14 protein-coding genes are annotated in these 24,838 nt (G+C 34.6%); 12 read left to right on the top strand and 2 right to left on the bottom strand.

Annotated elements, in window-relative coordinates:
- The first annotated feature begins 46 nt into the window (after positions 1-46).
- The 12 genes from FS85_RS0112720 to FS85_RS0112665 all read left to right on the top strand — a co-directional run bounded on the left by FS85_RS0112720 (position 47) and on the right by FS85_RS0112665 (position 22,318).
- Positions 47-1,438 (top strand): arylsulfatase, encoded by a 1,392-nt coding sequence (locus FS85_RS0112720; protein ID WP_010136731.1) that lies wholly within the window; start codon positions 47-49, stop codon positions 1,436-1,438.
- 3 nt (positions 1,439-1,441) lie between these two features.
- On the top strand, positions 1,442-2,926 hold the full coding sequence (locus FS85_RS0112715; RefSeq protein WP_010136730.1) for an alpha-galactosidase: 1,485 nt from the start codon (positions 1,442-1,444) through the stop codon (positions 2,924-2,926).
- Between the two features lie 85 nt (positions 2,927-3,011).
- On the top strand, positions 3,012-4,538 hold the full coding sequence (locus tag FS85_RS0112710; RefSeq protein WP_010136729.1) for a sulfatase family protein: 1,527 nt from the start codon (positions 3,012-3,014) through the stop codon (positions 4,536-4,538).
- 195 nt (positions 4,539-4,733) lie between these two features.
- Positions 4,734-7,430 carry a pyrrolo-quinoline quinone gene (locus FS85_RS0112705; RefSeq protein WP_010136728.1) on the top strand — a complete coding sequence of 899 codons (2,697 nt, stop codon included), beginning with the start codon at positions 4,734-4,736 and terminating at the stop codon, positions 7,428-7,430.
- A 9-nt stretch (positions 7,431-7,439) separates the two neighbouring features.
- Positions 7,440-8,948 (top strand): sulfatase, encoded by a 1,509-nt coding sequence (locus FS85_RS15715; RefSeq protein WP_010136727.1) that lies wholly within the window; start codon positions 7,440-7,442, stop codon positions 8,946-8,948.
- A gap of 182 nt (positions 8,949-9,130) precedes the next feature.
- Complete coding sequence (locus FS85_RS0112695) at positions 9,131-10,561, top strand: arylsulfatase (RefSeq protein WP_010136726.1); 1,431 nt, start codon at positions 9,131-9,133, stop codon at positions 10,559-10,561.
- Between the two features lie 9 nt (positions 10,562-10,570).
- Positions 10,571-13,525 carry a T9SS type A sorting domain-containing protein gene (locus tag FS85_RS15710; protein ID WP_010136724.1) on the top strand — a complete coding sequence of 985 codons (2,955 nt, stop codon included), beginning with the start codon at positions 10,571-10,573 and terminating at the stop codon, positions 13,523-13,525.
- Complete coding sequence (locus tag FS85_RS0112685) at positions 13,522-14,193, top strand: fibronectin type III domain-containing protein (RefSeq protein ID WP_010136723.1); 672 nt, start codon at positions 13,522-13,524, stop codon at positions 14,191-14,193. Before FS85_RS15710 ends, FS85_RS0112685 begins: the two co-directional genes overlap by 4 nt.
- Before the next feature lie 18 nt (positions 14,194-14,211).
- The gene (locus FS85_RS0112680; RefSeq protein ID WP_010136722.1) at positions 14,212-17,256 is read left to right on the top strand and encodes a glycoside hydrolase family 2 TIM barrel-domain containing protein; all 3,045 of its coding nucleotides are present in this window, start codon (positions 14,212-14,214) and stop codon (positions 17,254-17,256) included.
- A 243-nt stretch (positions 17,257-17,499) separates the two neighbouring features.
- On the top strand, positions 17,500-18,792 hold the full coding sequence (locus FS85_RS0112675) for a pectate lyase family protein (RefSeq protein WP_010136721.1): 1,293 nt from the start codon (positions 17,500-17,502) through the stop codon (positions 18,790-18,792).
- A 23-nt stretch (positions 18,793-18,815) separates the two neighbouring features.
- Positions 18,816-20,393 carry a sulfatase family protein gene (locus FS85_RS0112670; protein WP_010136720.1) on the top strand — a complete coding sequence of 526 codons (1,578 nt, stop codon included), beginning with the start codon at positions 18,816-18,818 and terminating at the stop codon, positions 20,391-20,393.
- Positions 20,394-20,500: 107 nt separating this feature from the next.
- Entirely contained in the window at positions 20,501-22,318 is a 1,818-nt protein-coding gene (locus tag FS85_RS0112665) for an alpha-1,3-galactosidase-related protein (RefSeq protein ID WP_010136718.1), read from the top strand.
- A gap of 77 nt (positions 22,319-22,395) precedes the next feature.
- Here the strand turns inward: FS85_RS0112665 and FS85_RS0112660 are convergent, their stop codons facing one another.
- Both FS85_RS0112660 and FS85_RS0112655 read right to left on the bottom strand, forming a co-directional pair.
- On the bottom strand, positions 22,396-23,073 hold the full coding sequence (locus FS85_RS0112660) for a VOC family protein (protein ID WP_010136717.1): 678 nt from the start codon (positions 23,071-23,073) through the stop codon (positions 22,396-22,398).
- A gap of 205 nt (positions 23,074-23,278) precedes the next feature.
- On the bottom strand, positions 23,279-24,820 hold the full coding sequence (locus FS85_RS0112655) for an IS1182 family transposase (RefSeq protein WP_010136716.1): 1,542 nt from the start codon (positions 24,818-24,820) through the stop codon (positions 23,279-23,281).
- Between the last annotated feature and the right edge of the window lie 18 nt (positions 24,821-24,838).

The raw sequence follows: 24,838 nt of genomic DNA, 5'->3' as shown, positions 1-24,838 counted from the left end.
GTTTAGAGAAGAATTAAAAAGCTTAATAAATTAATAAGGAGTATAAATGAAAAAAAATAAAACAGTATTAAGAATTGTAAGTTTGGTGGCTTTTTTAACGTTGGGGTTAAATGTTACTGCTCAAGAAAAACCTAATGTAATTTACATTTTAGCCGATGATTTGGGATATGGAGATTTAAGTTGTTACGGACAAAAAATATTATCGACTCCAAATATTGATAGACTAGCTAAAAAAGGAATGAAATTTACAGATCACTATTCAGGAAATGCAGTTTGTAGTCCATCAAGAGCTGTGTTAATGACAGGGCAAAATCCAGCACATGTATACATTACAGGGAATTCTAAAGCAGAACCAGGAATGGATTCTGAAATGACCGTTTTGCCAGAGCTGTTCAAAAGTGCAGGTTATGTTACAGGAGCATTTGGTAAATGGGGTTTGGGAGATACTACTGCAAAAGACAATCGCAATCCTTTACATCAAGGATTTGATGAGTTTTATGGTTGGAAAACTCAGGTAACAGCTCATACGTATTATCCAACAAAAATGGTTCATAATGGGCAAGAGGTGCCCATTAAAAAAGGAACCTATGTACACGATGTAATTATGGAACATGCATTTGATTTTATCAAAGAAAATTCAAAAAACAAACAACCTTTCTTTTGTTATATACCTACAGCAATTCCACATGCAGCTATGCATGCACCAAAAAAGCTGCATAAAAAATGGAGAAAAAAACTCCCTCAGTTTGATACTATTATTGGAACATATTATGCCGATCCAGAACCTACTCCAGATGTAATAAATCCAATAGCCGGTTTTGGTGCTATGGTAGAACATTTAGATAATCAGGTAGGGCAAATTTTAAAAATGTTAAAAAAATACAAAGTAGATAAAAACACACTAATCATTTTTACAAGCGACAACGGAGCACATCATGAAGGAGGGCATAATCCAGAGTTTTGGAATTCTAACGGTCCTTTAAGAGGAGGTAAAAGAGATGTATATGAAGGTGGAATTAGAGCCCCAATGTTAGCACATTGGCCCACTAAAATTAAAGCAAAATCTACCACCAATTTACCAAGTGCTTTTTGGGATGTAATGGCTACGATGGCAGATATCACAAATCAGCCAATTCCTAACCAATGTAACGGTATTTCGTTTTTACCAACTTTGTTAGGAAATACAGAAAATCAACAAAAATCAGATTATTTGTATTGGAAATTTACCGATTGGCAAGCGACCAAACACGCTGTTAGAATTGGGAAATATAAAGGTATTTCAATTCATTACAACAAATCAAAAAAACACAAAGAACACACGGCTGCCTTTGAGTTGTATGATTTGTCTAACGATATAGGAGAGGATAAAAATATTGCAGTTCAACATCCAGCGATGGTAAAAAAAATGAAAAAAATCATCAACGATTTAAATCGATAGGATATGAATTCTAGAAGAAATTTTTTAAAAAAAGCAGGATTAGGAAGTTTAGCAATGGCTAGTGTTCCCAGTCATGCAATTACAGGGTTGACCAACTTAAACGGTCAAGATTTGTTTCAAAATAAAGAAACTATTTTAAAAGCAGAAGGAAAGCAAATACACATAAAAGTAACGGCTCCGTTGTTTTGTCCGTTTCAAAGTTTAAATTTTTTAGATGCAAATGAAAAAGGAGGAAATGCTTATTATTATTTAAAAGAACCTTTTACTTACAATCCTTTTACGTGTCAAGCTTCTGGAATGTCTGGTTCTCCTGTGTTGATAGATGCCAATGGAAAATTTATAGGATTTATGACTACGTTAGGTTATGAAAATTCAACCTTTTCTTTTAACGGAAAAGATACCTTAACCTTAACTGTTCCTGAAGGACAAGAGGTGTTTTTAGACGAATCTGGAAATAGCGATGCCGCTTGGAAAGAATACAACACTCAAATGATGGGACGCTTGCAAACTCAGCCTATAACAGCAGCTCCTAGTTTTTGGTCAGATGTGGAGTATTGCACTTGGTCGGAGCAGAAGCAATTGGGAACCAAAAAACACGAACATTTTCATTTGTTGAATCATGATTTTGTAAAATATTATATAGATAAGTTGGTGGAGTTTGGTTACCCAAAAGGCAAGCTAACCTTAGACCATGGTTGGGGAATGTTTCCCGATGGAACTATAAATTCAGGTTTTGGTTCTTGGATGCCAGATCCTAAAAAATTCCCAAATTTTAGAAAAACGATGGAAATGATTTCACAAAAAGGATTTACGCCAGGTTTGTGGATTGGATTTCCTAAAATTCACAAACATAGTTTGGCAGCAAAAAAATACCCAGAATTATTAGGGGCATACAAACAAGGGTCTAAACCTGGACGAAAAGATGATATTCAGTGGTTAAATCCAAAATCTGATATTTTTGATTATGCAAGTGAGGTTATTTCTAGATTTTACGAAATGGGAGTTCGCAAATTTAAAATAGACATGTCTTACAACACAAAATCGGATATGCTGCATATCCATAAAGACTTGTATAGGGCTGCCAAGTTGATAGATAAAGACATAGAAATGGAATTCCATGTGCCCGATATTTTCTTTGCAAGATATTCTGATGTGGTAAGAACCAACGATGTGTGGTTAAACGACAAATACAATTGGGAAGGGCGTGTAAAAACTCATTATGAAATTTGTTACAAATCTGCCCCAGGAAGAGGAATCAATCTAGATCATATTGGGGGAAACGATACGACATCGTTAAACGAAAAAAAGTTTTTAAAGCATTTAGAAATGTATAAAACAAAAACTGGATATCCATTAGTTTCAGTATTGCCACATCACTACAGTAAAAAGTGTATAGAAAAAACAGGCGAATATTTATGGAATTATGAAAAAGGAAGCAAAAACTTTGTTTCAGATTTTTATCATAAAAAACAGACGTATATACGCTAAGTAAAGTATTATTTTGATAAATGCTAAAACTGTTTTTAAACCTCTAAAAAATAAATCTATCTTAAAAATAAATCAAAAATAACGTATGAGTTTTAACATGATTGCAAAAAAAAGTTTTCTTTTGATGGTGGGGTTGGTATTAGGAATAAATACAAATCTACAAGCTCAACATCAGAAAAGGCCTAATATTTTATTCTGTATTGCAGATGATGCTTCTGCCAAAAGTTTTGGTGCTTATGGAGATAAATTCATCAAAACTCCAGCTATTGACAAATTAGCCAAAGAAGGAGTTACTTTCGAAAATGCTTTTAATTGCAATCCTAAATGTGCTCCTGCAAGAGCATGTATTGTTACAGGAAAGTACAGTTGGCAATTAGAAGAAGCGACCAATCACTTTCCTAAATTTCCTGCTAAATTTAAGTTTTATCCACATTTGTTGATGGAAAAAGGCTACAAAGTTGGCTACACAGGAAAAGGATGGGGGCCTGGAAGGTACACAACGAAGCACAACCCAGCAGGGCCTGTATATAACAAGCACAAACTAGAGCCACCACACAAAGGAATTAGCAATATAGATTACGCAAGCAATTTTGAAGCTTTTTTAGACGAAAACAATAAGAAAGAACCTTTTTGTTTTTGGTTAGGAACCAAAGAACCACATCGTTTTTATGAATTGGACTCTTGGAAAAAAGCAGGTAAAAGGTTGACCGATGCAGAAGTACCACCTTTTTACCCAGACAACGTAACCGTAAGAGGAGATATTTTAGACTATGCCGTAGAGGTGGAATGGTTTGATGCTCATGTAGGAAAAGCGATTCATTCCTTAGAGAAAAGAGGGTTGTTAAAGAATACCTTGGTGGTGATTAGTTCAGACCACGGAATGCCGTTTCCTAGAGTAAAAGGACAATTATACGAAGAAGGGTTTCATGTACCATTAATTGCGTATTGGAAAGGAAAAATTATGAAAGGAAGAAGAGTAGCTGATTTTGTTAGTTTTCCAGATATTGCCCCTACGTTTATGGAAATTGCAGGATTTGAACCTGATGAACAAATGACAGGGAAAAGTTTTGTAGATGCTTTGTTTTCAAAAAAATCTGGACAAATAGATTCTAGTAGAGATCATACACTTTTAGGAAAAGAAAGACACGATATTGGTCGTTCTAACGAGGATGGAACCAATTTGTCGTATCCTGTAAGAGCCATTAGAACCCAACAATATTTGTATGCACATAACATTCAGCCAGAGCGTTGGCCTGTAGGAAACCCAGAGTATGATTTTAGGAATTGTGATGGTTCTCCAACAAAATCATTCTTAATTAATATAGATCCTTATGATAAAGATTATCGCTTTTACGAAATGAGTTTTGCCAAAAGACCAGAAGAAGAATTGTATAATATTCAGAAAGATCCACATTGTATGGTAAATTTGGCAAATCATCCAACCTATAGAAAGGTTTGTAAAGAATTGCGTGCTCAAATGGAAAAAGAGTTAATTGCTCAAGGAGATCCAAGAACCTTAGGAAAAGGAGAAATTTTTGACAGTTACAAATATTACGGAAAACAGTTTGATTATGTAAACGGTAAAAGTTTAGATTTTCCTAAAAAGGACTAAGAGATTTATTTACACAAAAAATTTCGAGTGTAAAAGCACAGATACATCAGTATTTTACTGAAATCTGTGCTTTTTTAATGAATATATTCATAAAATAATACAGCCACACACCTTATGTACTTGCAAAGACAAATCAAATTAAACAAAACACGGTTCCATTTATCTTAAAGAGGATGATAAAAACTAATTTAACAAATGAAAAAAAATAGAAGAATGAAACCATCAAAATTATGGTCTTGTATTTTAGGGCTAACCCTTTTAGGGCACGTTAATAATGCAAGGGCACAAAAAGCAAATTTTTCTACCAAAGAGACTACGGTTAGAAATGCAGCAGTAGCAACAGTAAATAACAAAGAAGTTTTGTATGTTTCTAGCTTAAGCGATGGTGTTGGTTGTTACACCTTGAATGGAGAGCGTTTGTGGAGTGCTAAAATAGAAACACCTGCTGTAATTTTTGAAATTGAAGCAGCGGATATAGACGATGATGGTAATGATGATTTGTTAGCAGCTTCTGCAAATGGAACTATTTATTGTTGGGCAAGCAACGGAAAATTATTGTGGAAGTTTGTTTCTAGCCCCAAAGTGCGTTTTTCTGAAATAGCCTTGGTAAACAATGGAAAACTTCAAGTGTTTGCTGGGGGAAATGATGAGTATTTATACGAATTAAATGCACAAGGTAAGTTGGTTGGTAAAACAAAAATTCAAGGAGTGGTACGTAAAATTGAGTCAGGAAACTTTGTAAATAAGGGCAAAGAGGATTTGTTTGTAATGACGTATTCTCACGATAAATTCCGTTGGGATTTTATGGGAATCCTAGATGCAGATACCAAAAAGATTGTCCGAAGCTTAGATTACAAAAAGTCTAAAAATAAAGATTTAAGTAAAGCTATGGTTACCGATTTAGAAATAGCAGATTTAAATAAAGATGGCTTGTCGGATATTTTGTTTTTTGGGGATGTAAAATGGATCCCTTTAGTTGTGGGATTAGATGCTCATTTCAATTCCATCACACAATACAAAGGAACTAGAAAAGACATTCAAAGATACGCAAACACTAAAGGGATATGTTTATTGCCTGTAAAAGACGAAATTGTTTTTCAGTTTGGGGGTGTTTCTCATCGCATAGACTTAAAAGGGAAATTGATAGAAAAATTAGGAACTAGATACGCAAATGAACATGAAATTGTATACAGTGATTTTGTGTTAGCCCCGCAATCAGAACAATTAATTACTGCAGGTGAGGTAGATGGTGGGAATGGAGTTTATACGTTTAATCTTAAAAAATCTTCTTGGTTGTCTACCAACCATCGTTTAGAAGGAACCATGGCACAAGTAAAAGAAAATTTAGACTTGCTATATCAGCAAATTTTAGATTTTAAAATGCCTAGTTATCAGAAAAAATCTGATGAATCATGGGTTATGGTAACAAGTAAAAAAATAGATAGTAAGGTTCAAAAATTAAAAGGAAATAAAGTTGAATTTGTCATTCAAAGAGCACCAAAAGAAAGTACCGATAGAGCTCCTTTGGTAGCTAAAATAGGAAAAGCTGCTTTAAAGAAAGACAAAAGAGGAAAATACCAAGACTCTAGAGAATCTATTGTAAACAAAGCCAGAGAATACGAAAAAGAAGGGCAACATTTTACCCTTTGGGCAGGTCATGGAAACGATCCTTTTTATATTCAGATAGAAACTCTAGAGCAAATTCTACAAGTGGCTCCTACTACTTGTAGAGGATTTGTGTATGCAGAAATGGATAATGTGGACGATCCTAGAGTGCAACATTTTGTAAGAGAATATGTGCCTAGATTGGCAAAAGCGATTCGTAAAAATAAAAATAGAGCTAAATTGTATTTTAGGTATAAAAATACTTTTTGGGGGTTGACGAATAAATTACCACTATGGCAAGAATTGTTTTTTTCTAACAAATACAACGATATTTTGGCTCCTGCATCAGAAGATACAAGCAACAGAACACAAGACATTAACCTTACAGGTAGAGTAGGAATGTTTGTTGCAGGCTATGTGGATGATTTTGCCATGCGTTTGATTGATGACAATCCAACAAGCTGGAGACCTTTAAGTCCAGGAGGACAAAAATCGATTTCTCCTTATTTAAGACAAGGAGTCATGATGGCTGCTTATGGAGCAAAACACGGAGTAGTGGCAGATAACAACTTTACAGAAGAACCAGGGTTGAATATTTTATTTGGATTGATGAAATCGGGAGCTTTGCCGTTGGTAGAAAGAGAGGATATTTTGTCTATAGGATCTTGGCATTTAATCAAAGAGGTAGATGAGCACTTGATTCACTCCATAGACAGTCATCACACATTAAAACAATACAAACCAACGGATACAGAAGCTGTGTTTTCTGTAACACAAATGCATTGGGCAGGAACTGATATTCCGGATCACGATTATTCTAAAATTGCATTAGGGGTAGATTACAGATGGTTGAATTATATGCCTATAATGCCAAATGGAATGGTACCAATTGCTCCTATAGAATATGCAAAAGAATTGGAAAAAAATAAAATACCTTATAGTGTCAGTAATGGTTCTAAAGGAATTTCTAACGGAAAGTTAGTAACCGCAAAAACATACATGAGTGAATTTAAAGAGATTTTAGCCAAAGGAAAGTCTCAATTGCCAATTGTAGTAAACGGTGCATCTTGGAGTGCTGTTAGAATTGATGAACATCATGTGCGTGTTATATTGGTAGATCCAGGATATATTGAGCCAAAAGATAGAAACGTAGAAATCACTTTTAATGGAAAGCAACCAAAAAGTGCTATAGATATTCTATCAAAAGAAAGTATAAAAATTGTTAAAGGAAAGGTTAGCACTAAGGTGTTAGCGGGTTCTTTACAATTTATAGACTTAACTTATTAATTTTTAAAAATGAAGAATTTAATTTTATCAGCCTTATTTTTTACGAGCTGTTTATTAGTAAATGCTCAGAAAAAACCTAATGTACTGTTTATAGCAATAGACGATCTTAACGATTGGATAGAACCTTTAGGAGGAAACAAGCAAGCCATAACTCCTAACATGGATAAGTTTACTAAAAAAGGTGCAATGGTGTTTAACAATGCTGTTTGTGCTGCTCCAATTTGTGGGCCTTCAAGGTCTGCAATTTTATCAGGTTTTTTACCAAGCACTTCTGGGGTGTATGGAAATGCACACGATATGGTGTATTCTGATGTAGTAAAGAAAAATGCAACGTTACCAGAATATTTTTCAAAAAATGGATATTATACTTTGTCCAATGGAAAAATATTCCACAAGCATGGAACCAAAAACGGACTAACGGATTTTGGAGCATGGGCTTATGATGAGTTTGCAAGAGGAAGAAGGTATAACAATGATAAAGCTAGAAGTAAGTTTTTAACTTCTTCTAAAGCAGGAATAATCAATGGTCAAAAAAGCCCTGATTTTAAAGACAAGCGTAGCAAATTAAGTTGGGGGGCTACTCAAGATACTTTTGAAGAAACCGTAGATTATGCGGTAGCAGATTGGGCTACAAAACAATTACAAAGAGATTTTGGACAACCATTTTTTATGTCGGTAGGTTTTATAAAACCACATTTACCTTGGTTTGTGCCAAAGGAGTTTTTTGATATGTACGATGTAAATGAAATTGAAGATATCATTATAAAAGAAGACGATTTAGAGGATATTACCAATGCACAAGGAAAACAAATATTCAAACCTTCTGATGAGTATAACTGGATAAAAAAACACAACTTAGGAAAACAAGCTACAAGAGCTTACTTGGCAAATATCACTTTTGTAGATAAATGTTTAGGAATGGTGATGGATGCTTTGGAAAAAAGTGGTCATGCAGATAATACCATTGTTATGATATGGGGAGACCATGGTTGGCATTTGGGAGAAAAATTACGATATCTTAAAAATACGCTTTGGGCAGAAGCGGTAAAGCCTCCTTTAATGGTGCGATTGCCAGGGATGAAAAAGACTATTTACTGTGAAAAACCTGTCAGTTTGTTAGACATGTACCCTACTTTGGTAAGTCTATGTGATTTACCTAAAAAGAAAAATATTGAGGGACATGATTTTTCAGCATTGTTAAAAAATCCAAAAGCAAAATGGGAATATCCTGGAGTTACGGTTTCTACAAGTGGTACTTCGGTTTTAACGGAAGACTTTCATTACATTCAATACACATCTGGAGCAATAGAATTATATGATGTAAAAAAGGATCCGAGAGAGTGGGATAATTTAGCAAAAGATGAGTCTTATGAAAAGATAATATCTGAATTGAACAAGTGGGTTCCAAAAGAAAGAACTAAAGCCAAAAAAGAGCATTACAAAAAAGCGAAAAACTATGTGGATGCAGATCAAGATCCAACCATAAAACAACACAGAAAATTAAGTGAGTTGGAATAATTTCTTTTCTTTCTTTAATACAAAGCCCAAGTACTAGTACTTGGGCTTTGTGTTTACAAACAGCTATGGATGAGAGAAAAGAATTGAAAAAAACTTAAAAGCACATAATATAAATTCTAGCATACATAAAAAAACGAGTGTTTTAAGAACTTCGCAAAATTGTATAGAATAATAACTTAGAAATGAAAAAAATCAATCTAATAGTTGTAGCATTTGTAGGGTTAGTAGCCTGTAAAACATCTACATCAAAACAAGTTTCAGAGACAAAACAACCCAATATAATTTACATTTTGGCTGATGATATGGGAATAGGAGACTTGGGAACTTATGGACAAAAGAAAATCAAAACTCCTAATTTAGATGCCTTGGCAGCAGGTGGAATCAAGTTTACTCAACATTACAGTGGTTCGGCAGTCTGTGCTCCTTCACGTTCTTCGTTAATGACAGGTCAGCACACAGGTCACACTCCTATTAGAGGAAACATGGAATTGAAAGGTATTGGTGGACAGCAACCTTTGCCAGAAAGTTCTATCACACTTGCAGAAATGTTAAAAAAAGCAGGATATACTACGGGAATGTTTGGGAAATGGGGCTTAGGTTTTGGTGAAGGAGATCCTAACAAACAAGGATTTGATGAGTTTTATGGTTACAACGATCAAAAATTAGCACACCGTTATTATCCTACTCATTTAAATCACAATCAAGAAATAGACTCTTTAGAGGGGAATGATTGGACAAGTACAGAAGTCTATGCTCAGGATAAAATTCAACAAAAAACATTAGAGTTTATCCAAACAAACAAAGATAAGCCCTTTTTTGCTTACGTGCCTATGGTATTGCCACATGCAGAATTAATTTCTCCCCAAGACTCTATTTTGCAGCAGTATGTAGGCAAGTTTGATGAGGTACCCTATAAAAACCATCCTTATTTGTCTGATTATGGACCAAACATGGTGTATTATAAATATTGCTCTCAAGAAACACCTTATGCTGTATATGCATCTATGGTTACAAGAATGGATGCGTACATAGGACAAATAGTTTCAAAGCTAAAAAAGTTGGGTATTGATAACAATACCATCATTATGTTTAGTAGTGATAACGGTGCCCATGCTGCAGGTGGAGCCAATCCAGAATTTTTTGATAGTACCGATGGTTTAAGAGGAATCAAAAGAGATTTGTACGAAGGAGGAATTAGAGCACCTTTTATTGTTGCTTGGCCTGGTACTATTCCGTCTGGAGTAGTAACAGATCATATTTCTGCTTTCTGGGATGTGATGCCGACTCTTGCCGATATCGTTGGGATAAAAGCACCCAAACAAAGTGATGGAATCTCCTTTTTGCCAACCTTGTTAAATCAAAAACAACAGAATATACACGAATATATGTATTGGGAGTACAATATTAAAGGAGGTAGAAAAGCTGTACGCTTAGGAAAATGGAAAGGGGTGATTTACAAGGCAAATAACAAAAAGTCTAAAATTGAATTGTACAATTTAGAAGCTGATAGAGGAGAAACAATGGATGTTGCTGATGAACATCCAGAAGTGGTTGCAAAAATGGCAGAAATTATGAAGACGGCTAGAACAGAAAGTGAGTTTTTTGAGTTTTAAAACATAAACATGAAAACAATACTAAAAACATGGTGCTTGCTTATTTGTACAACCGTTTTGGGTCAGTTAGAAAATCAAGCTGAACAAAAAATAGAGGATTTATCTGGGTGGATAGCACAGGCAGAGGAAAAAGGGCTAGATGCAACCAAAGAAAAAATGAGTATTCGTGTTGCAGAGGTATTTTTAAAGTACGCTAATTGGGACGAAAATAATAAAGCAATCAATACGGAATATTTTCAGAAAGTAGCAAGGTACAAAAACAATGCGACAGCAATGGCCGATGCTTTGCCTAATTTTGAGCGTTCTGAAATTATTTTAATGTTAGATGATGCCATTGCAACCTTGCAAAAAGTAATTTCTGGAGAAATTATTCGTAAAGAAATTCCAGCAATTGATTGGTCAAAAATTAGTTTGCAAGGAAATGAATTACGTCATAAAGGACGTCCGGTTTTTTTAACAGATTATACTTGGAAACCCTATATTCCAGAATTGAATGAATATTTTGGTGCTAAAGATGGGTATTACTTATCTCCCACACATCTAAACAGTGCTTCTGGAGGTGTTAAAAACTGGATGATTAACGAATTGAATACCAAAGCTTCGGGAACATTTGGAAGTGTTTTTTTAAACCATTCTAATGTGCCAGATTGGACAGAAACTGCTTATGGACCTGGCTTTAAAATGCGAGAGGATACTTATACTGCTTATGATGTAGACAATCCAGGAGCAAGGCAAATGTGGAAATTCTTGTTAAAGGAAACCTTACCAAAAATGACTGGTAAAAAATACACGCAGCTAGGGTACATGTTAACGAACGAGCCTCATTTTATCACCACTAAAGATGGAGATAAAGATGTTTGGGCTTCGGGGCCTGTATCAGAATACACTAAAGAAAAGTTTAGAACTTGGTTGTCTAAAAAACATAAGAGTATTACAAACTTAAACCATTTGTGGGGGAGTGATTTTTCTGGTTTTAACAATGTAACAATAGATATTCCCATCGAAATAAATTTACAAGGAACTCCTATGTGGTACGACTGGCAACGTTTTAACATGGACCGTATTAACGAATGGTTTGCGTTTTTACAAAGCGAAGTAAAAGCACACGATCCACAAGCCAAAACTCACATTAAAGTAATGCCTAACTTATGGTCTAACAATGGTAGAGATCACGGACTGGATATGGAGACCTTGACTCGTCAGAGTGATATTATTGGGAACGATGCTGGGGCTCATAACAATTACATGTGGGGAGGGAAAGAAGCTTGGGAAGACCGTTACAATTTTGAATGGAGAGAAATGGCCATGTCTTACGATTTTTTTACCAGTGTAAGCCCAAACAAAATCATGTATAATTCCGAGACTCATTTCTTATCAACAGTTAAATCTAGAGATTTGTATCAAAAACCTTCATATGCAAGAATGGTGTATTGGTTGTCTAGGTTGCATGGTTTGGATGTAGATCAGTGTTGGTTTTGGTCACGTAGGGAAGACGGATCTATTAGAGATGGATCAGGAAATGGTTATGCAGGTTCTAACAATCAACAACCCAGAATTATTAATGAGGTAACGGCAACCATGATGGATATAAATGCCTATGCCGAAGAAATCAATCAGATACAAAATTTGCGAAAATCCATCCGCATTTACGATACACAAACCACCGCTATTAACAAGAAAGATCATATGGATCGTATTTTTGATTTGTACGAATCGCTTTACTTTGAGGGATTGTCTATAGGGTTTGCAAGTAAAGATATTATTTTAAATCAGGATCATACAGATTGGGATATGATTTTAATATATGATACCGAATTTGTAACCCAAGCTGAATTGGAAGCATTGCAAGATTATTTAAATGGAGGAGGAATTGTAATTACGGATGCTACAAGTCTTAAAAAAGATGAATATGGAAGGAGTCATTTGCTGCAATTAACTGCTGGAACAGGAACAATTTATCAATTGGCTTCTATAGCAGCCATAAAAGAAAAAGCACTGCAGATAGCACAGACTAAAAATAGATTTCCTGCTCTTACACTAGAAGAAACCAACAGTATAGGAGCAAAAGGTTGTCATTGGAAAGCCATAGAAACTTTAGATAACAAGCACATCATCAGCATTGTGAATATAGGAAAAACAAAAGCGAATGTATCTGTTGGTTTTAGGGGGGCAACAACAAACGTAGCCTATGTTGATTTGTTAAACGGTAAAACATATGAAGGTAGTTTTGAAATGGAACCAGAGCAAGTTTTACTTTTAGAAGTGAAGAGCTTGGGAGAAAAACAAACAAAATATACCTTAAAAACCATTGGTGAAACTTGTCCAGATACTCATAATGGAGAATTAGAAATTACAGCTGAAAAATTAGGGAATTATAAAGTGATATTTAATGGAGAAGAACAATTGTTTACTCAATCTGTTTCTCTACAAGATATAGCCCTCGGAAATCATAGTATTTGCATAGAGAATACAGATTTTGATAAAGAGCAATGTTACGAGTTTGTAATTCCAAAGAGTGAAAAAATAGAAGTATTTACTTCTGGAACCAATACAACTTTGCTTGTAGATGTAAAACAAGGAACAGCTCCATATAAAGTTCGTATCAATAAAAAAGAGGTATTAAATACCTCAGAAAAAAGATTCACATTGCAAACAAGCCCAGGTGATGTGGTAGAGTTAGCAACTTCTAAGGAGTGCGAAGGGAGTATTGTAGAGCGTTTAAGCAGTTTAACTTTTGCGTATCCTAATCCAACTTCAAGCTTGTTTTCGATTTTAGTGAATGACGAAGCAAAGGAGATAAAAGTAGAGGTGTATGACATGCAGTCGCAATTATTAAAAAAGAGTAGCTATACACAACAGGTTGATGGAAGAGTTCATGTAGATCTATCTACAGTAAAAAGTGGAATATATTTAGTAAAACTACGCGGGAATAAATCAGTAATGGCTAAAGTGATAAAAAAATGATAAAAACAGGAGTGTATACACTTTGTATAATACTATTGGTTTCTTGTTCTAAAAGCAAAACAGAAGAAGAAATTGTAGACAATATAGAGAGACCAGTGTTGTTAGAACCTAAGCACCAACAGATATGTTTAAAGGCAGAAGAAATTGTGTTTGAGTGGAGCAAAAGCAACCAAGCTGTAACGTATGAGATAGAACTAGCTACAGACAAAAAATTTACACAAACTGTAGACAGCCAAGCATCAATAGCAACAAATAAAATACAGTTGTCGTTACAAAAAGCAAGCACTTATTATTGGCGAGTAAAAGCAATTGGTAAAACCAGTGAAAGTGAATATTCATCAGTGTTTCAGTTTTATACGCAAGGAGATGCAGTTACCAATCATTTGCCACAAACACCTACACTTACTAGCCCACAACTTAATCAAGTACTTTCCGATGGTTCATTAAGCCTATCATGGTCTTGTGTAGATAAAGATGTAAATGATATTCTAGTTTATGATGTGTTTTTAGGTACCGATTCTGAAGAATTAGAGTTGGTTTCTGAAAATCAGTCAGCAAGTAAATTTACAACCAGTTTGGAAGCAAATACCTATTACTGGCGTATCATCGCTAAAGACAATAATGGAGGAATGGCCTTAAGTACAATCTGGAGTTTTAATGTTCAATAAATAGATAGAAATTTTAATATGAAAAATTGGTTAACCGGACTAATACTAGCATTAACAATATGTGTTTACGGACAACAACACATTAATATAGATAAAGGCTGGAAGTTTATTCAAAAAGATGATGTTGGAGCAGAAAAGGTAAATTATCATGATGACGATTGGAGGCAGCTTAACTTGCCTCATGATTGGAGTATAGAAGGGGAGTATAAAGAAACACATCCTATGGGAGACCAATGTGGTTATTTGCCCGCAGGTATTGGATGGTATCGTAAAACAATTAATGTTCCTAAAGAGTGGAAAAACAAACACGTAGAGATTGCTTTCGAGGGGGTGTTTATGAATAGTACTGTTTGGGCAAATGGAATCAAGCTGGGAGAAAGACCTTATGGATGGATTTCTTTTGCTTATGATATAAGTACGATTGTTAAAAATTCAGAAACTATAACGTTTGCAGTTCGTGTAGATAACAGCAAGCAACCTTCTGCCAGATGGTATACGGGGAGCGGAATTTACTCACATGTTTGGATGGATGTCAAAAATCCAACACATATTGTAAGAGACGGAGTGTTTGTAAAAACCAAAGAAAATCAGGTAACAATTACTACGGAGTTAGAAACGTATCAGAATAAAAAAAATCAGAAAACTACCTTGATAACTTCTATAGAGGATGCCAAAGGAAATAGGCTGGTTACCAATAAACAAAAAACAAAGGTTGAGAGCCAAATTGTAGCTTTACAGGAAGTTTTTACCATTCAAAATCCGAAAATGTGGAGCCCAGAATCTCCATATTTGTACACTTTGGTTTCAGAAGTGATGGTAAAAGGCAAGATAGTAGACGTGGTAAAAACACGTTTTGGACTTAGAGACATTCAATGGAAAGCTGCAACGGGAATGTGGCTAAACGGAAAAAATGTTAAGTTGCAAGGAGTGTGTAATCATCAAGATGCTGGAGCTTTAGGAGCGGCAGTTCCTGACAAAATTATCCGATTTAGAATTCAGCAACTAAAAGATATGGGAGTCAATGCTATCCGTACTGCTCACAACCCGCAAACCCCAATTTTTTATGATTTGTGTGATGAAATGGGAATGATTGTGATGGATGAGATTTTTGACGGATGGGAAAGAAAAGCACCACATGATTATGGAGCGCATAGTTTTGAGGAATGGTGGCAAAAAGATGTTACAGATTGGATTCGTAGAGATCGAAATCACCCATCGGTTTTTATTTATAGCGTGGGGAATGAAACCAAAGGAGAAGTGGCTAAAGATTTGGTAGAATTATGTCACTATTTAGATCCTACAAGACCTGTTACTTCAGGGCATTCAGGTTCCGAGCATATGGATGTTTTTGGTGTAAATGGACACAGTGAAAAAAAAGGATTTTTTGATCATTTAGAAGAAGAGAGTGATGGAAAAGTTTTTATAGGAACAGAGAACACACATACTTGGCAAATTAGAGGTTTTTATAGAACGCAAACTTGGTTTAGAGATGGATATCCTAGTGAACGTCAAAAACCTTATGAGTGTCCAGACCTAACGCAAAAAGAAGTATTTACTCACGATTGGATTGATGCAGCAGAACGATCTAACGAAAAACAACGTTTTAGATCTAGTTACGACAACGCAATGGTTCGATTGACCTCACGTAGAAACATTCAGCAAATACGAGACATTCCTAACCATGCAGGTTCTTTTAGATGGACAGGTTACGATTATATTGGTGAGGCAAAATACCAAGGAGGATGGCCTTTTAAATCCTTTATGGGAGGAGCGATAGACATGGCTAATTTTGAAAAAGATTTGTTTTACCTATATCAAAGTCAGTGGACTATCAAACCTATGGTACATGTTTTACCACATTGGACACATCCAAAAGTAGCTTCAGGAACAGAAATTCCTGTATGGGTATATTCTAATTGCGATGAGGTAGAATTGTTTTTTAACGGAACTTCTTTAGGAAAAGACATCCCAGGAAAAAACTGGGATAATATGCAGTGCGATTGGATGGTGAAATGGAAGCCAGGAACTTTAAAAGCAGTAGGATACAAAAACGGAAAAGTGGTGGCAGAACAAATTGTAAGAACCGCAGATACTCCATCGAAAATTGAGTTGTCTGTAGATGGAGTAAATTTAGAAGACAAAGAAGGAGATTTGGTTCAGGTTCGTGTAACAACCCAAGATGCCAAAGGTGAAATGTATCCTTATGGAGAAAATAGAATCTATTTCCACGTGGTAGGATCTGGTAAAATCAAATCATTAGACAATGGTAGCCCTGTGGATGTGGAGCAACATGTGGGACCTAATCACAGAAAAGCATTTTATGGATTGACACGTGCCTATATAGAGTCTACAGATTCTAAAGGAGACATATCTTTAGTAGCTGCTTGTATTTTAGGAGAAAAAAGATTGATTACTTCTAAAAAAGTGAGCATAGATACGGATATCATTAACTTAAGAGGACAAAATATAAAGGCTGATGTTAAGGTTTTCTACACAACTAATGGAGATACACCAACAACAAAATCTAGGCAATACACTTCTAGTTTTGAGGTAGAATTAGGGACTACTGTAAAAGCTCTGTTGGTATTAAATGGAAAACCTATTCAAGTGTTAGAAGAGCGTTTTGCAGCAGACGAAGGATTTACATGGAACAAGAATGAAAAAGGAATAGAAATAGCAGGAGAACAAGCTGAAGAAGCAACTTTATATCAAGCAGAAATCACTCAAAAAGGGAGCAAATACAAAGGTACGGGATTTGTAAAACTAAAGCATGTAAAAGGAGCAGGGGTTGAATGGTATTATGAAAATGATGGAGGAGCAGGATCTGCAAACATGTTTGTACGATACAGTGGTATTGCAAAAAATGCCATAGGAACTTTTGTAAAAGTAATTGTAAATGGAAAGGTTGTAAACGAAAAATTGTTTTTACGAAATACCAGAAATCACTTTAAATCGTGGAACAAAGTTAAAGTTCCTATTTTATTAGCTAGAGGAGCAAATACTATTAAAATAGAAACTGTAGAAACTAGAGGTGTTGGAATAGATGAAATCATTATTCAATAGCAAAAAAAAACAATTATACCCAAAGTCCTCTTATACAAAACAAGAGGGCTTTTTTTTGTGCATAAAATAAATTGGTTTTATTTGAATATAACTGGTAGATTTTGAGAGGTTAGAAGTTAAAAAAGGAAATAAATTGATAGAAAGAATTAAAAATTGTACCCCAGCGTACAAATAATAAATTCCATAAGACACCTTTTTTCTGATGTCCTTGTAGTTTTGATGATTGATAAAAACAACAAAAACATGAGAACTATCGGACTTCTACTTTTTAGTACTTGTATTTTTTTAGCATGCTCAAAAAATTCCGTTGAAACTTCTGAACCAGAGGAAAAGGCACAACAAGAACAAACAACTACAAATGAATCTGAAAGAGTATTTGTAGAATCTGATTTTTATAAAGCCCCTTCAACCTATGCAGTCATCAAAAATCTAGTTGAAGATTACGGTGTTGACAATTCTTTTGATACAGATGATAGCGATTTACTTCAAATAGCTGTTAATGATATTCACTCACTAGGAGGAGGTAGACTTATCATACCAGAAGGAAATTATTCTTTTGCAGAAGTCAAACTAAAATCAAATGTACATATCGTTATCAGTCATAAAGCAGTATTAAGGCCTTCGTTAAGAGGTGATACCAGAAACTTTAAAATATTTAGTATAGGTAGACACAATGATAAAGTAGAAAACATAAGTATTGTTTCGGATTCTGAAACGGAGAAGTTTATGGTAGATTTAAGGTTTGGAGACAATCGAAATGTTGCTGTATTTAGCTTTGGTTATACCGAAAATTTTCTAATATCAGGAGTTCATATTTTAGATAAATTGACTGTTTTTTCATCTTTTACTTTTGGAATTTCTGAGTTTAATAGTGATTGGAAATTTTCTAAAAACGGTGTTATAAAAAATGCAGTTACAGAGGGGGCACACTACGGCTATGGATTGGTGCAAGCACAAGCGTTACAAAATGTATTGTTCAAAAAAATTGATGGAGAAGGAGGAGTAACCTTACGATTGGAAACAGGTGAAAAACAAATGAACAACCTACAAATAGGGGGAGTGTTTGATATTTATGGTGATCAAATTTCTTGTACCAGCGGAAATGCAGCAGCTATGATTTCTCCTCATGCAATGCATTGTGGTAAAGTTTACTTGCAAAATATTTATTCTAAAAGTAGTGGATTTGCTGTAAGAATAGGTGATGGATTTGTGTCAAAAAAATATACAACTCCAGGATTGATAAATGGAACCTTTGAAAGCGTTGAGCTAAGAAATGTACACGCAGACTTTGGAAACAAAGCTCAACTAAAGTCCAAACATTACAAATACATGCCTTGTGAACTAAGAGGCCAAATTAGCACAATTCCCATTGACCAAGAAGGAACAAGTTTTTATGGCCCTTCTGTAGCAGGAGTTTTAAATACTGCAAATTATCCTGTCGTTTTTAATCAGAAAGCAATGATTGCCAACGGGTTTGTAGCAGGTTATGAGTATGTAGATGATAGTGAGGCTATTGAAAATTGCGAACAGAAGTAATAGAAAATAAAATAAATATACAGATGAAAATTAAAAATTGGATGACCACATTAATGTGTTGCACTGTTGTTGGATTGATGGGAACGAGTGGTTTTGCTCAACAAACAAAAAAAACAAATGTAATTTGGATTATTACTGATGAACATAATTTTAGAACCCTAAGTTGTTATAGAGAGCAGTTGTCGCCAGATCAGGCTTATCAATGGGGAAAAGAAGCTGCTGTAGAAACTCCAAACATTGATGCTTTGGCAAAAAATGGAATTCTTTTTAACAGGATGTATTGTAGTGCAGCTGTATGTACTGCATCTAGAGCTTCGATGTTTACAGGAATGTATCCTATGACTTTAGGAATCCCTAACAATTCGAACAAAAAAGGAGACGGTAAATATCTAAAACCTAATGTAACAACAATAGCTGATGTTTTGTCTAAAGCAGGCTACTTTACAGGCTATGCAGGAAAATGGCATTTGGCCGAAAGTAGATCAGCCGATGGAAATAAAGATCATGATGAATGGTGGTCTCCATATCCTACTGGGCACCCAGATGATACGTATGGTTTTCAGGATAAACGATATATGTTTAATGGAGGACACGATAAGTTTAAAGGATTGGATGCAGAAGGAAACCCTTACAATGCCTCTAAAAAACCTACATTGATAGGAAGAGATCAATATGGACAGCCTTTGTATCAAGATAACAAATCTAAAAATGTAAAATTTACCACAGACTTTTTGGGAGATAGAGCGGTAGAGTTTATTGGCAAAAACAAAGACAAGCCGTTTTTTTATGTTGTAAGTATTCCAGACCCACATACACCAGATATTGCACGTACTCCGTACGATGTAAAATACAAAGACATGCAGGTAAACTTGCCCAAAACGTATTACCAATCTTTTCAAAACAAAGAAAAAATGCCCAAATGGCAAAGTCCGGATAACAAAACAAACAATCAGGAAAAATTAAAGAATTCCATCAAGCAATATTTGGGAATGGTTAAGATTGTTGATGAAAATGTAGGAAGAATTTTAAACAAATTAGAAACTGAAGGTATTTTAGAAAATACCATTGTAATGTTTTCATCAGATCATGGAGACTTATTAGGAGAGCATGGAAGAGTAAATAAAGGAACTATTCACGAAGCATCGGCAAAAATTCCTTTTGTAATGGCTCATGGTAAAGAAGGAAAAAATCCACTGATCCCAAGAAATAAAGTAGTGAATTTGGCTGCCAACAATACAGACTGGATGCCTACTTTTTTAAGTCTTTTAAATGTTGATTGTCCCAAAGTTCCAGGTAGAGATTTAAGTCCTATAATTCAAGGAAAAGCACCTGCTAATTGGAAAGATGTTACTTTTTCGCGTTTGGGTTACTATGCAGCTATTACAAGTAGGTACAAATTAAGCGTTCAAAGTAAAGGAAAACCTTGGTTATTGGATATAGAAGCAGACCCAGATGAGGTATTAAACTTTATAGACGATAAAAAGTATTCTGATGTGATTGTAAAATTGTCTAAAGAACTAAAAAATTACATGAAAATTTCAGGAGACAACAATAAAAAAATAAAAGAACAAGTTGAACAATTACTAGACAAACACTCCTAAATAGGATAAATGTACGCTAGGGCTAATAAGATGAACGCTGAAAGACTAGAAAAACAGATAGAGCTTTTAGTTTTGTCTTGGTTGTTAAACTATTATAAAAAAGTTAAATGAAAAAAATACAAACGATTTGCTTGTTTTTTGTGTTGCTGTTTTTACAAACAAAAGCGCAAGTGATTAATGTTGCAGATTACGGAATACAGCCTGGTAAAGATGTAACTTTAGAAGTCAATAAGTTACTACAAACGTTAAAAGGAAAAACAGGAGTAACCTTGTTTTTTCCTAAAGGAACTTACGAGTTTTATCCAGAAAATGCCTACGAACAATACCGAGCGGTTACCAATCATGACAATAGTTTAAAACCTATTGCCTTTCCTTTGTTTGGGTTTTCAGATTTTACTTTAGACGGTAATGGTTCTACTTTTCTTTTTCATGGAAAAATATGTCCTATTGTGGTAGATAATGCAACCAATACCACACTAAAGGATTTTACGATAGATTGGGAACATTCTTTTGTAAATGAGCTAAAAGTAATTGCAAACAATCCAAAAGAAAATTCATTTGTTGCACTTGTAAATAATGGAAAGTTTGGTTTTGAAGTAAAAGATAATCAGATTTTATTTAACCACTATAACTGGCAAGATCCTATTGGACAAAATATAGCTTTTGATGCTACTACACATGCGGCTATTTGGGATACAAGGAGTTATTATTTAAAAGAAAAATTTGGAAAATCTAAGGTGCAAAAACTGAATGAAAAGACAGTTAAATTTAGCCACTATACCAAAAAAACACCACCCATAGGAACTGTTTTTGCTACCTACGGACCAAGTCCGGGAGGAAACAGGTTTGCTCAGGCAATTCATCTAGCTTATTCTAAAAACAACACTATTCACAATGTAAAAGTTTTGGCAGCGGGAGGAATGGCTTTAATTGCCGAAAGATGTGAAAACGTAACTCTGAACAAATTTGTGGTTACTTCCAGAGAAGATCGCTTTTTTTCTACAAGGGCAGATGCAACCCATTTTTTAGGGTGTAAAGGATTGATTAAAGTAGAGAATTGTTTGTTACAACATATGTTAGATGATGGAATTAATGTTCACGGAGCTTATGTTAAAGTAGAAAAATATATAGACCATAAAACGTTTTTGTGCGAGATTAGCCATGTACAGCAACGCGGAATTACTTTTGCAGAAGCAGGAGATAAGGTTGCTTTGTTATCTAGAGAAACGGTACTGCCTTTTTATGAAACTACGGTAACTACGGTAAAAAAAATAAATGACACTCGTTTTTTACTAACAGTAGCAGAAGTTCCTAATACGATTCCAGAAGGACCTTTATCATTTGAAAACATAACTTGGAATCCAGACTTGTATTTGGCAAATAACGTTATTAAAGAAAACAGAGCACGTTCTGCCCTTATTACTACCAAAGGAAAAGTTACAGTAGAAAACAATTATTTTTCTTCTCAGATGCATGGAATTTTAATTGAGGGAGACAACAAAGCTTGGTATGAGTCAGGTGCTGTAATGGATGTTACTATTAAAAATAACGTTTTTGAAAATATTGGTTACGGATCTGGAGACGGTTATCCTTTGTATATTTCTCCTATGTTTCTGCCAACACAAAAACTGGGAGCTCAAAAATACCATCACAATATAACAGTAAAAAATAATACGTTTAAAAGTTTTAACGGGTTGTTAATACACGCCAAGTCTGTAAAAGGTTTGTATGTAAAAAACAATACAATAGAGTTGCAGACTACCTATCCTACAGGAAGTACCCTGCCTGCAGTTTCATTAAATTATTGTGAAGATGTGGTGCTAGAAAAAAATAGATTTAATGGGTTTGATTGGGACTTGAAAATTCATCAAAACGATAACAATAATAATGTAAAGATTAAAAGAAATAAAGGAATTAAAAAGTAGTTTTAAGTATCGTTATATTCCCTTTTTTAGAATAGAGTTGCTGCATATAGCAACTCTATTTTTGTAGATAGTGTTTTTTAAGAAATTCTTTGGGTTTTAATTTTTTCGTTGTAAAAATGCAATTGGTATTCTTTTTCTTGATGGTAAATAATTGCGATAAAATTTTTAGGATTTACAGGCATAGAAGTAGGAAACCACGTTTTTTTTAACGTATAATTGGGGATTAAAAATTTAGCTTCTATAGTTCCATGGGTTCCAAATCTTACCAAGTCCCCTTTCCAAAATTTAGATTGAATTTCTGTGCTAAGTTGTTGATGTATATCTTTTATTGATGTAGTAGGGAGTCCAATTTCACAAACTCCTAGAATTTTACGAGCATCAAAATAAGACAAAGAGCTTTTTAGATCGTAATGCACAATACACTCCGCCAAATTTCCACTGCCATCATAAAAATAAAAAGACTCTGCATTCCATGCATCAAAAAACTGTGTTTTACGACCTTCTTCAATACGCAATACAGGAACTCTGTTTTCCATCCATTGCATTGCTTTAAATAAAAGAGAAGATGGAATTAAAAAACAATAATGGTAGTGATGTGCTAAGTCCGATTGATGAAACTCAAGCTCTGTCCACCCAACCTGAACCGAAAAACAATTTTTATTTTGTTGTGTTATTTCTAAGCCTAGGTTTTGTTGATAAAACGCTAAATTGGCTTCTAAGGTTTGCGTATATAACGTAAGTTTTTTAAACTTCATAAAATAGCTTGTTTGTTGCAAGATAAATTACAGAATTTTTTTTTACCATTCTATAATGTTAAAGAAATTGCTTTTTTTGAAAAGCGTTGTAAAAGCAGTAGGTATAAAAAGAGGCTGTCTAAAAAGTAATTTTTACAGTCTCTTTTTATTTTTCGTTTTAGCTTCTTTTTTTTAGAATTGGGGTTAATATTGATTCTTCTTTAGTTTATGCTATTTGACTTAGGCTGTATTTGTTCAAATTATGTGCTAATGCAATCAATCCAGTTTCAACTTGCACTTTTTCGAGTCCCCTTAACATAAATCTCTTGTAATTTTTATTTTGTTTGATATTTCCGAAGATAGCTTCTACATCCCAACACCGCTGTTTTCTGTGTTCGATACCTTTTTCGGAAGTAAGTAATTCTTTAGCTTTGTGTTTATGTCGAATCAAGTTATGATTTCTTGTGATGATACGATTCGTTTTCGCCTTATGACACAGGCCTCTCATGGGGCATTTATGGCAATTTTTCGCTTGGTATTTGGTCAGAGTTTGTTCGTAGCCATTTTTTGTTTTCTGAGTGGTTGTTCCTATGTTTTCCATATGCTGTCCCATGGGGCATACATAGTAATCTTCCTGTTGATTGTAATAAAGATTGTCTGCTAAAAATGTATTTTCTCTGTGTTTTTTACTTCTTTGTTCTTTGTGGAAATAAGGATACTTTACAAAAGCATCAATGTTATTTTGCTCTAATAGCTCATAATTCTCTTCGCTACCATAACCTGCATCTGCTGTAACTGTATCAGGTATTTGATTGTATTGTTCTATATGAGCTTTGATATGATTTGGGAATAAAGAAGTATCAGAGGTAGTTTGTCCCAAACTGTAATCAGTGATATATTGGTTGTTGGAAGAAACCTGTAGATTATAGCCTGGTTTTAACTGCCCATTTTTCATATAATCATCTTTCATTCTCATAAAAGTGGCATCTGTATCTGTCTTACTATAACTCCCTCTTCCTTGTAAAATTTCTTGTTGTTCTTGATACTTAGCTAAATTTTTTGGCCAGTTCTTCTTACCATAGGTGAGCTTACTTTTTACTTTACTATCTACAGATTTTCCCTCCAAAGCCTGATTGATTTTATCAATGACTCCTACGACTTTTTCAGGGGAGATATCCTTGATCTCTGGTGCGGTGATTTCCTGCGATTCTGACTGATAAACCTGTTCTACGTAAGCCCATAAATCTTTGAGTTGTTGTTCGATCTTAGCCTTGTTAGTCTCTATAGATTTTGCCCAAACAAAAGTAAACTTATTGGCATTAGCCTCAATCTTAGTACCGTCAATATAGAGTTCTTTCAAACTTAAAACTCCTTCTTGATTTAAAAACAAAACAACTTGGTTGAAAATAGGTTCCAGCTTTCCTTTTAAACGTTTTCCTCTAAAATCATTAATGGTTCTATGATCGGGTTGATTCCCCGCACTAAGCCACATAAAGTGAACATTTTCTTCCAAAGCTTGGGCTATCTTTCTAGAGGAATAGATATTGCGTAAATAAGCATACACAATAACCTTAAGCAACATTCTTGGGTGGTAGCTCGAAGTTCCGCCTCCCTTGTATCCTAACTCAATACTGCTAATATCAATACTGTCTAAAATGGAATTAATCAGACGAACTGGATGATCTTGAGAAATAAAATCATCATAACTTGGTGGGAAAAGATACGCTTGAGACTGATTGTAGGTCTTAAAAATAGGTGAAGTTTTCATACTTTAAAATACGAAAAT

This window comes from Ochrovirga pacifica, assembly GCF_000220525.1.
In the GTDB taxonomy this organism is placed as follows: domain Bacteria; phylum Bacteroidota; class Bacteroidia; order Flavobacteriales; family Flavobacteriaceae; genus Ochrovirga; species Ochrovirga pacifica.
This window is presented reverse-complemented; position numbering and strand designations above follow the sequence as displayed.

What these genes read in the sequence shown, in the direction of transcription:
- FS85_RS0112705 (WP_010136728.1), top strand. Translation starts at nt 4,734, where the DNA reads ATGAAAAAAAATAGAAGAATGAAACCATCAAAATTATGGTCTTGTATT.
- FS85_RS15710 (WP_010136724.1), top strand. Translation starts at nt 10,571, where the DNA reads ATGAAAACAATACTAAAAACATGGTGCTTGCTTATTTGTACAACCGTT.
- FS85_RS0112675 (WP_010136721.1), top strand. Translation starts at nt 17,500, where the DNA reads ATGAGAACTATCGGACTTCTACTTTTTAGTACTTGTATTTTTTTAGCA.
- FS85_RS0112660 (WP_010136717.1), bottom strand. Translation starts at nt 23,073, where the DNA reads ATGAAGTTTAAAAAACTTACGTTATATACGCAAACCTTAGAAGCCAAT.
- FS85_RS0112665 (WP_010136718.1), top strand. Translation starts at nt 20,501, where the DNA reads ATGAAAAAAATACAAACGATTTGCTTGTTTTTTGTGTTGCTGTTTTTA.
- FS85_RS0112670 (WP_010136720.1), top strand. Translation starts at nt 18,816, where the DNA reads ATGAAAATTAAAAATTGGATGACCACATTAATGTGTTGCACTGTTGTT.
- FS85_RS0112715 (WP_010136730.1), top strand. Translation starts at nt 1,442, where the DNA reads ATGAATTCTAGAAGAAATTTTTTAAAAAAAGCAGGATTAGGAAGTTTA.
- FS85_RS0112680 (WP_010136722.1), top strand. Translation starts at nt 14,212, where the DNA reads ATGAAAAATTGGTTAACCGGACTAATACTAGCATTAACAATATGTGTT.
- FS85_RS0112685 (WP_010136723.1), top strand. Translation starts at nt 13,522, where the DNA reads ATGATAAAAACAGGAGTGTATACACTTTGTATAATACTATTGGTTTCT.
- FS85_RS0112655 (WP_010136716.1), bottom strand. Translation starts at nt 24,820, where the DNA reads ATGAAAACTTCACCTATTTTTAAGACCTACAATCAGTCTCAAGCGTAT.
- FS85_RS15715 (WP_010136727.1), top strand. Translation starts at nt 7,440, where the DNA reads ATGAAGAATTTAATTTTATCAGCCTTATTTTTTACGAGCTGTTTATTA.
- FS85_RS0112695 (WP_010136726.1), top strand. Translation starts at nt 9,131, where the DNA reads ATGAAAAAAATCAATCTAATAGTTGTAGCATTTGTAGGGTTAGTAGCC.
- FS85_RS0112720 (WP_010136731.1), top strand. Translation starts at nt 47, where the DNA reads ATGAAAAAAAATAAAACAGTATTAAGAATTGTAAGTTTGGTGGCTTTT.
- FS85_RS0112710 (WP_010136729.1), top strand. Translation starts at nt 3,012, where the DNA reads ATGAGTTTTAACATGATTGCAAAAAAAAGTTTTCTTTTGATGGTGGGG.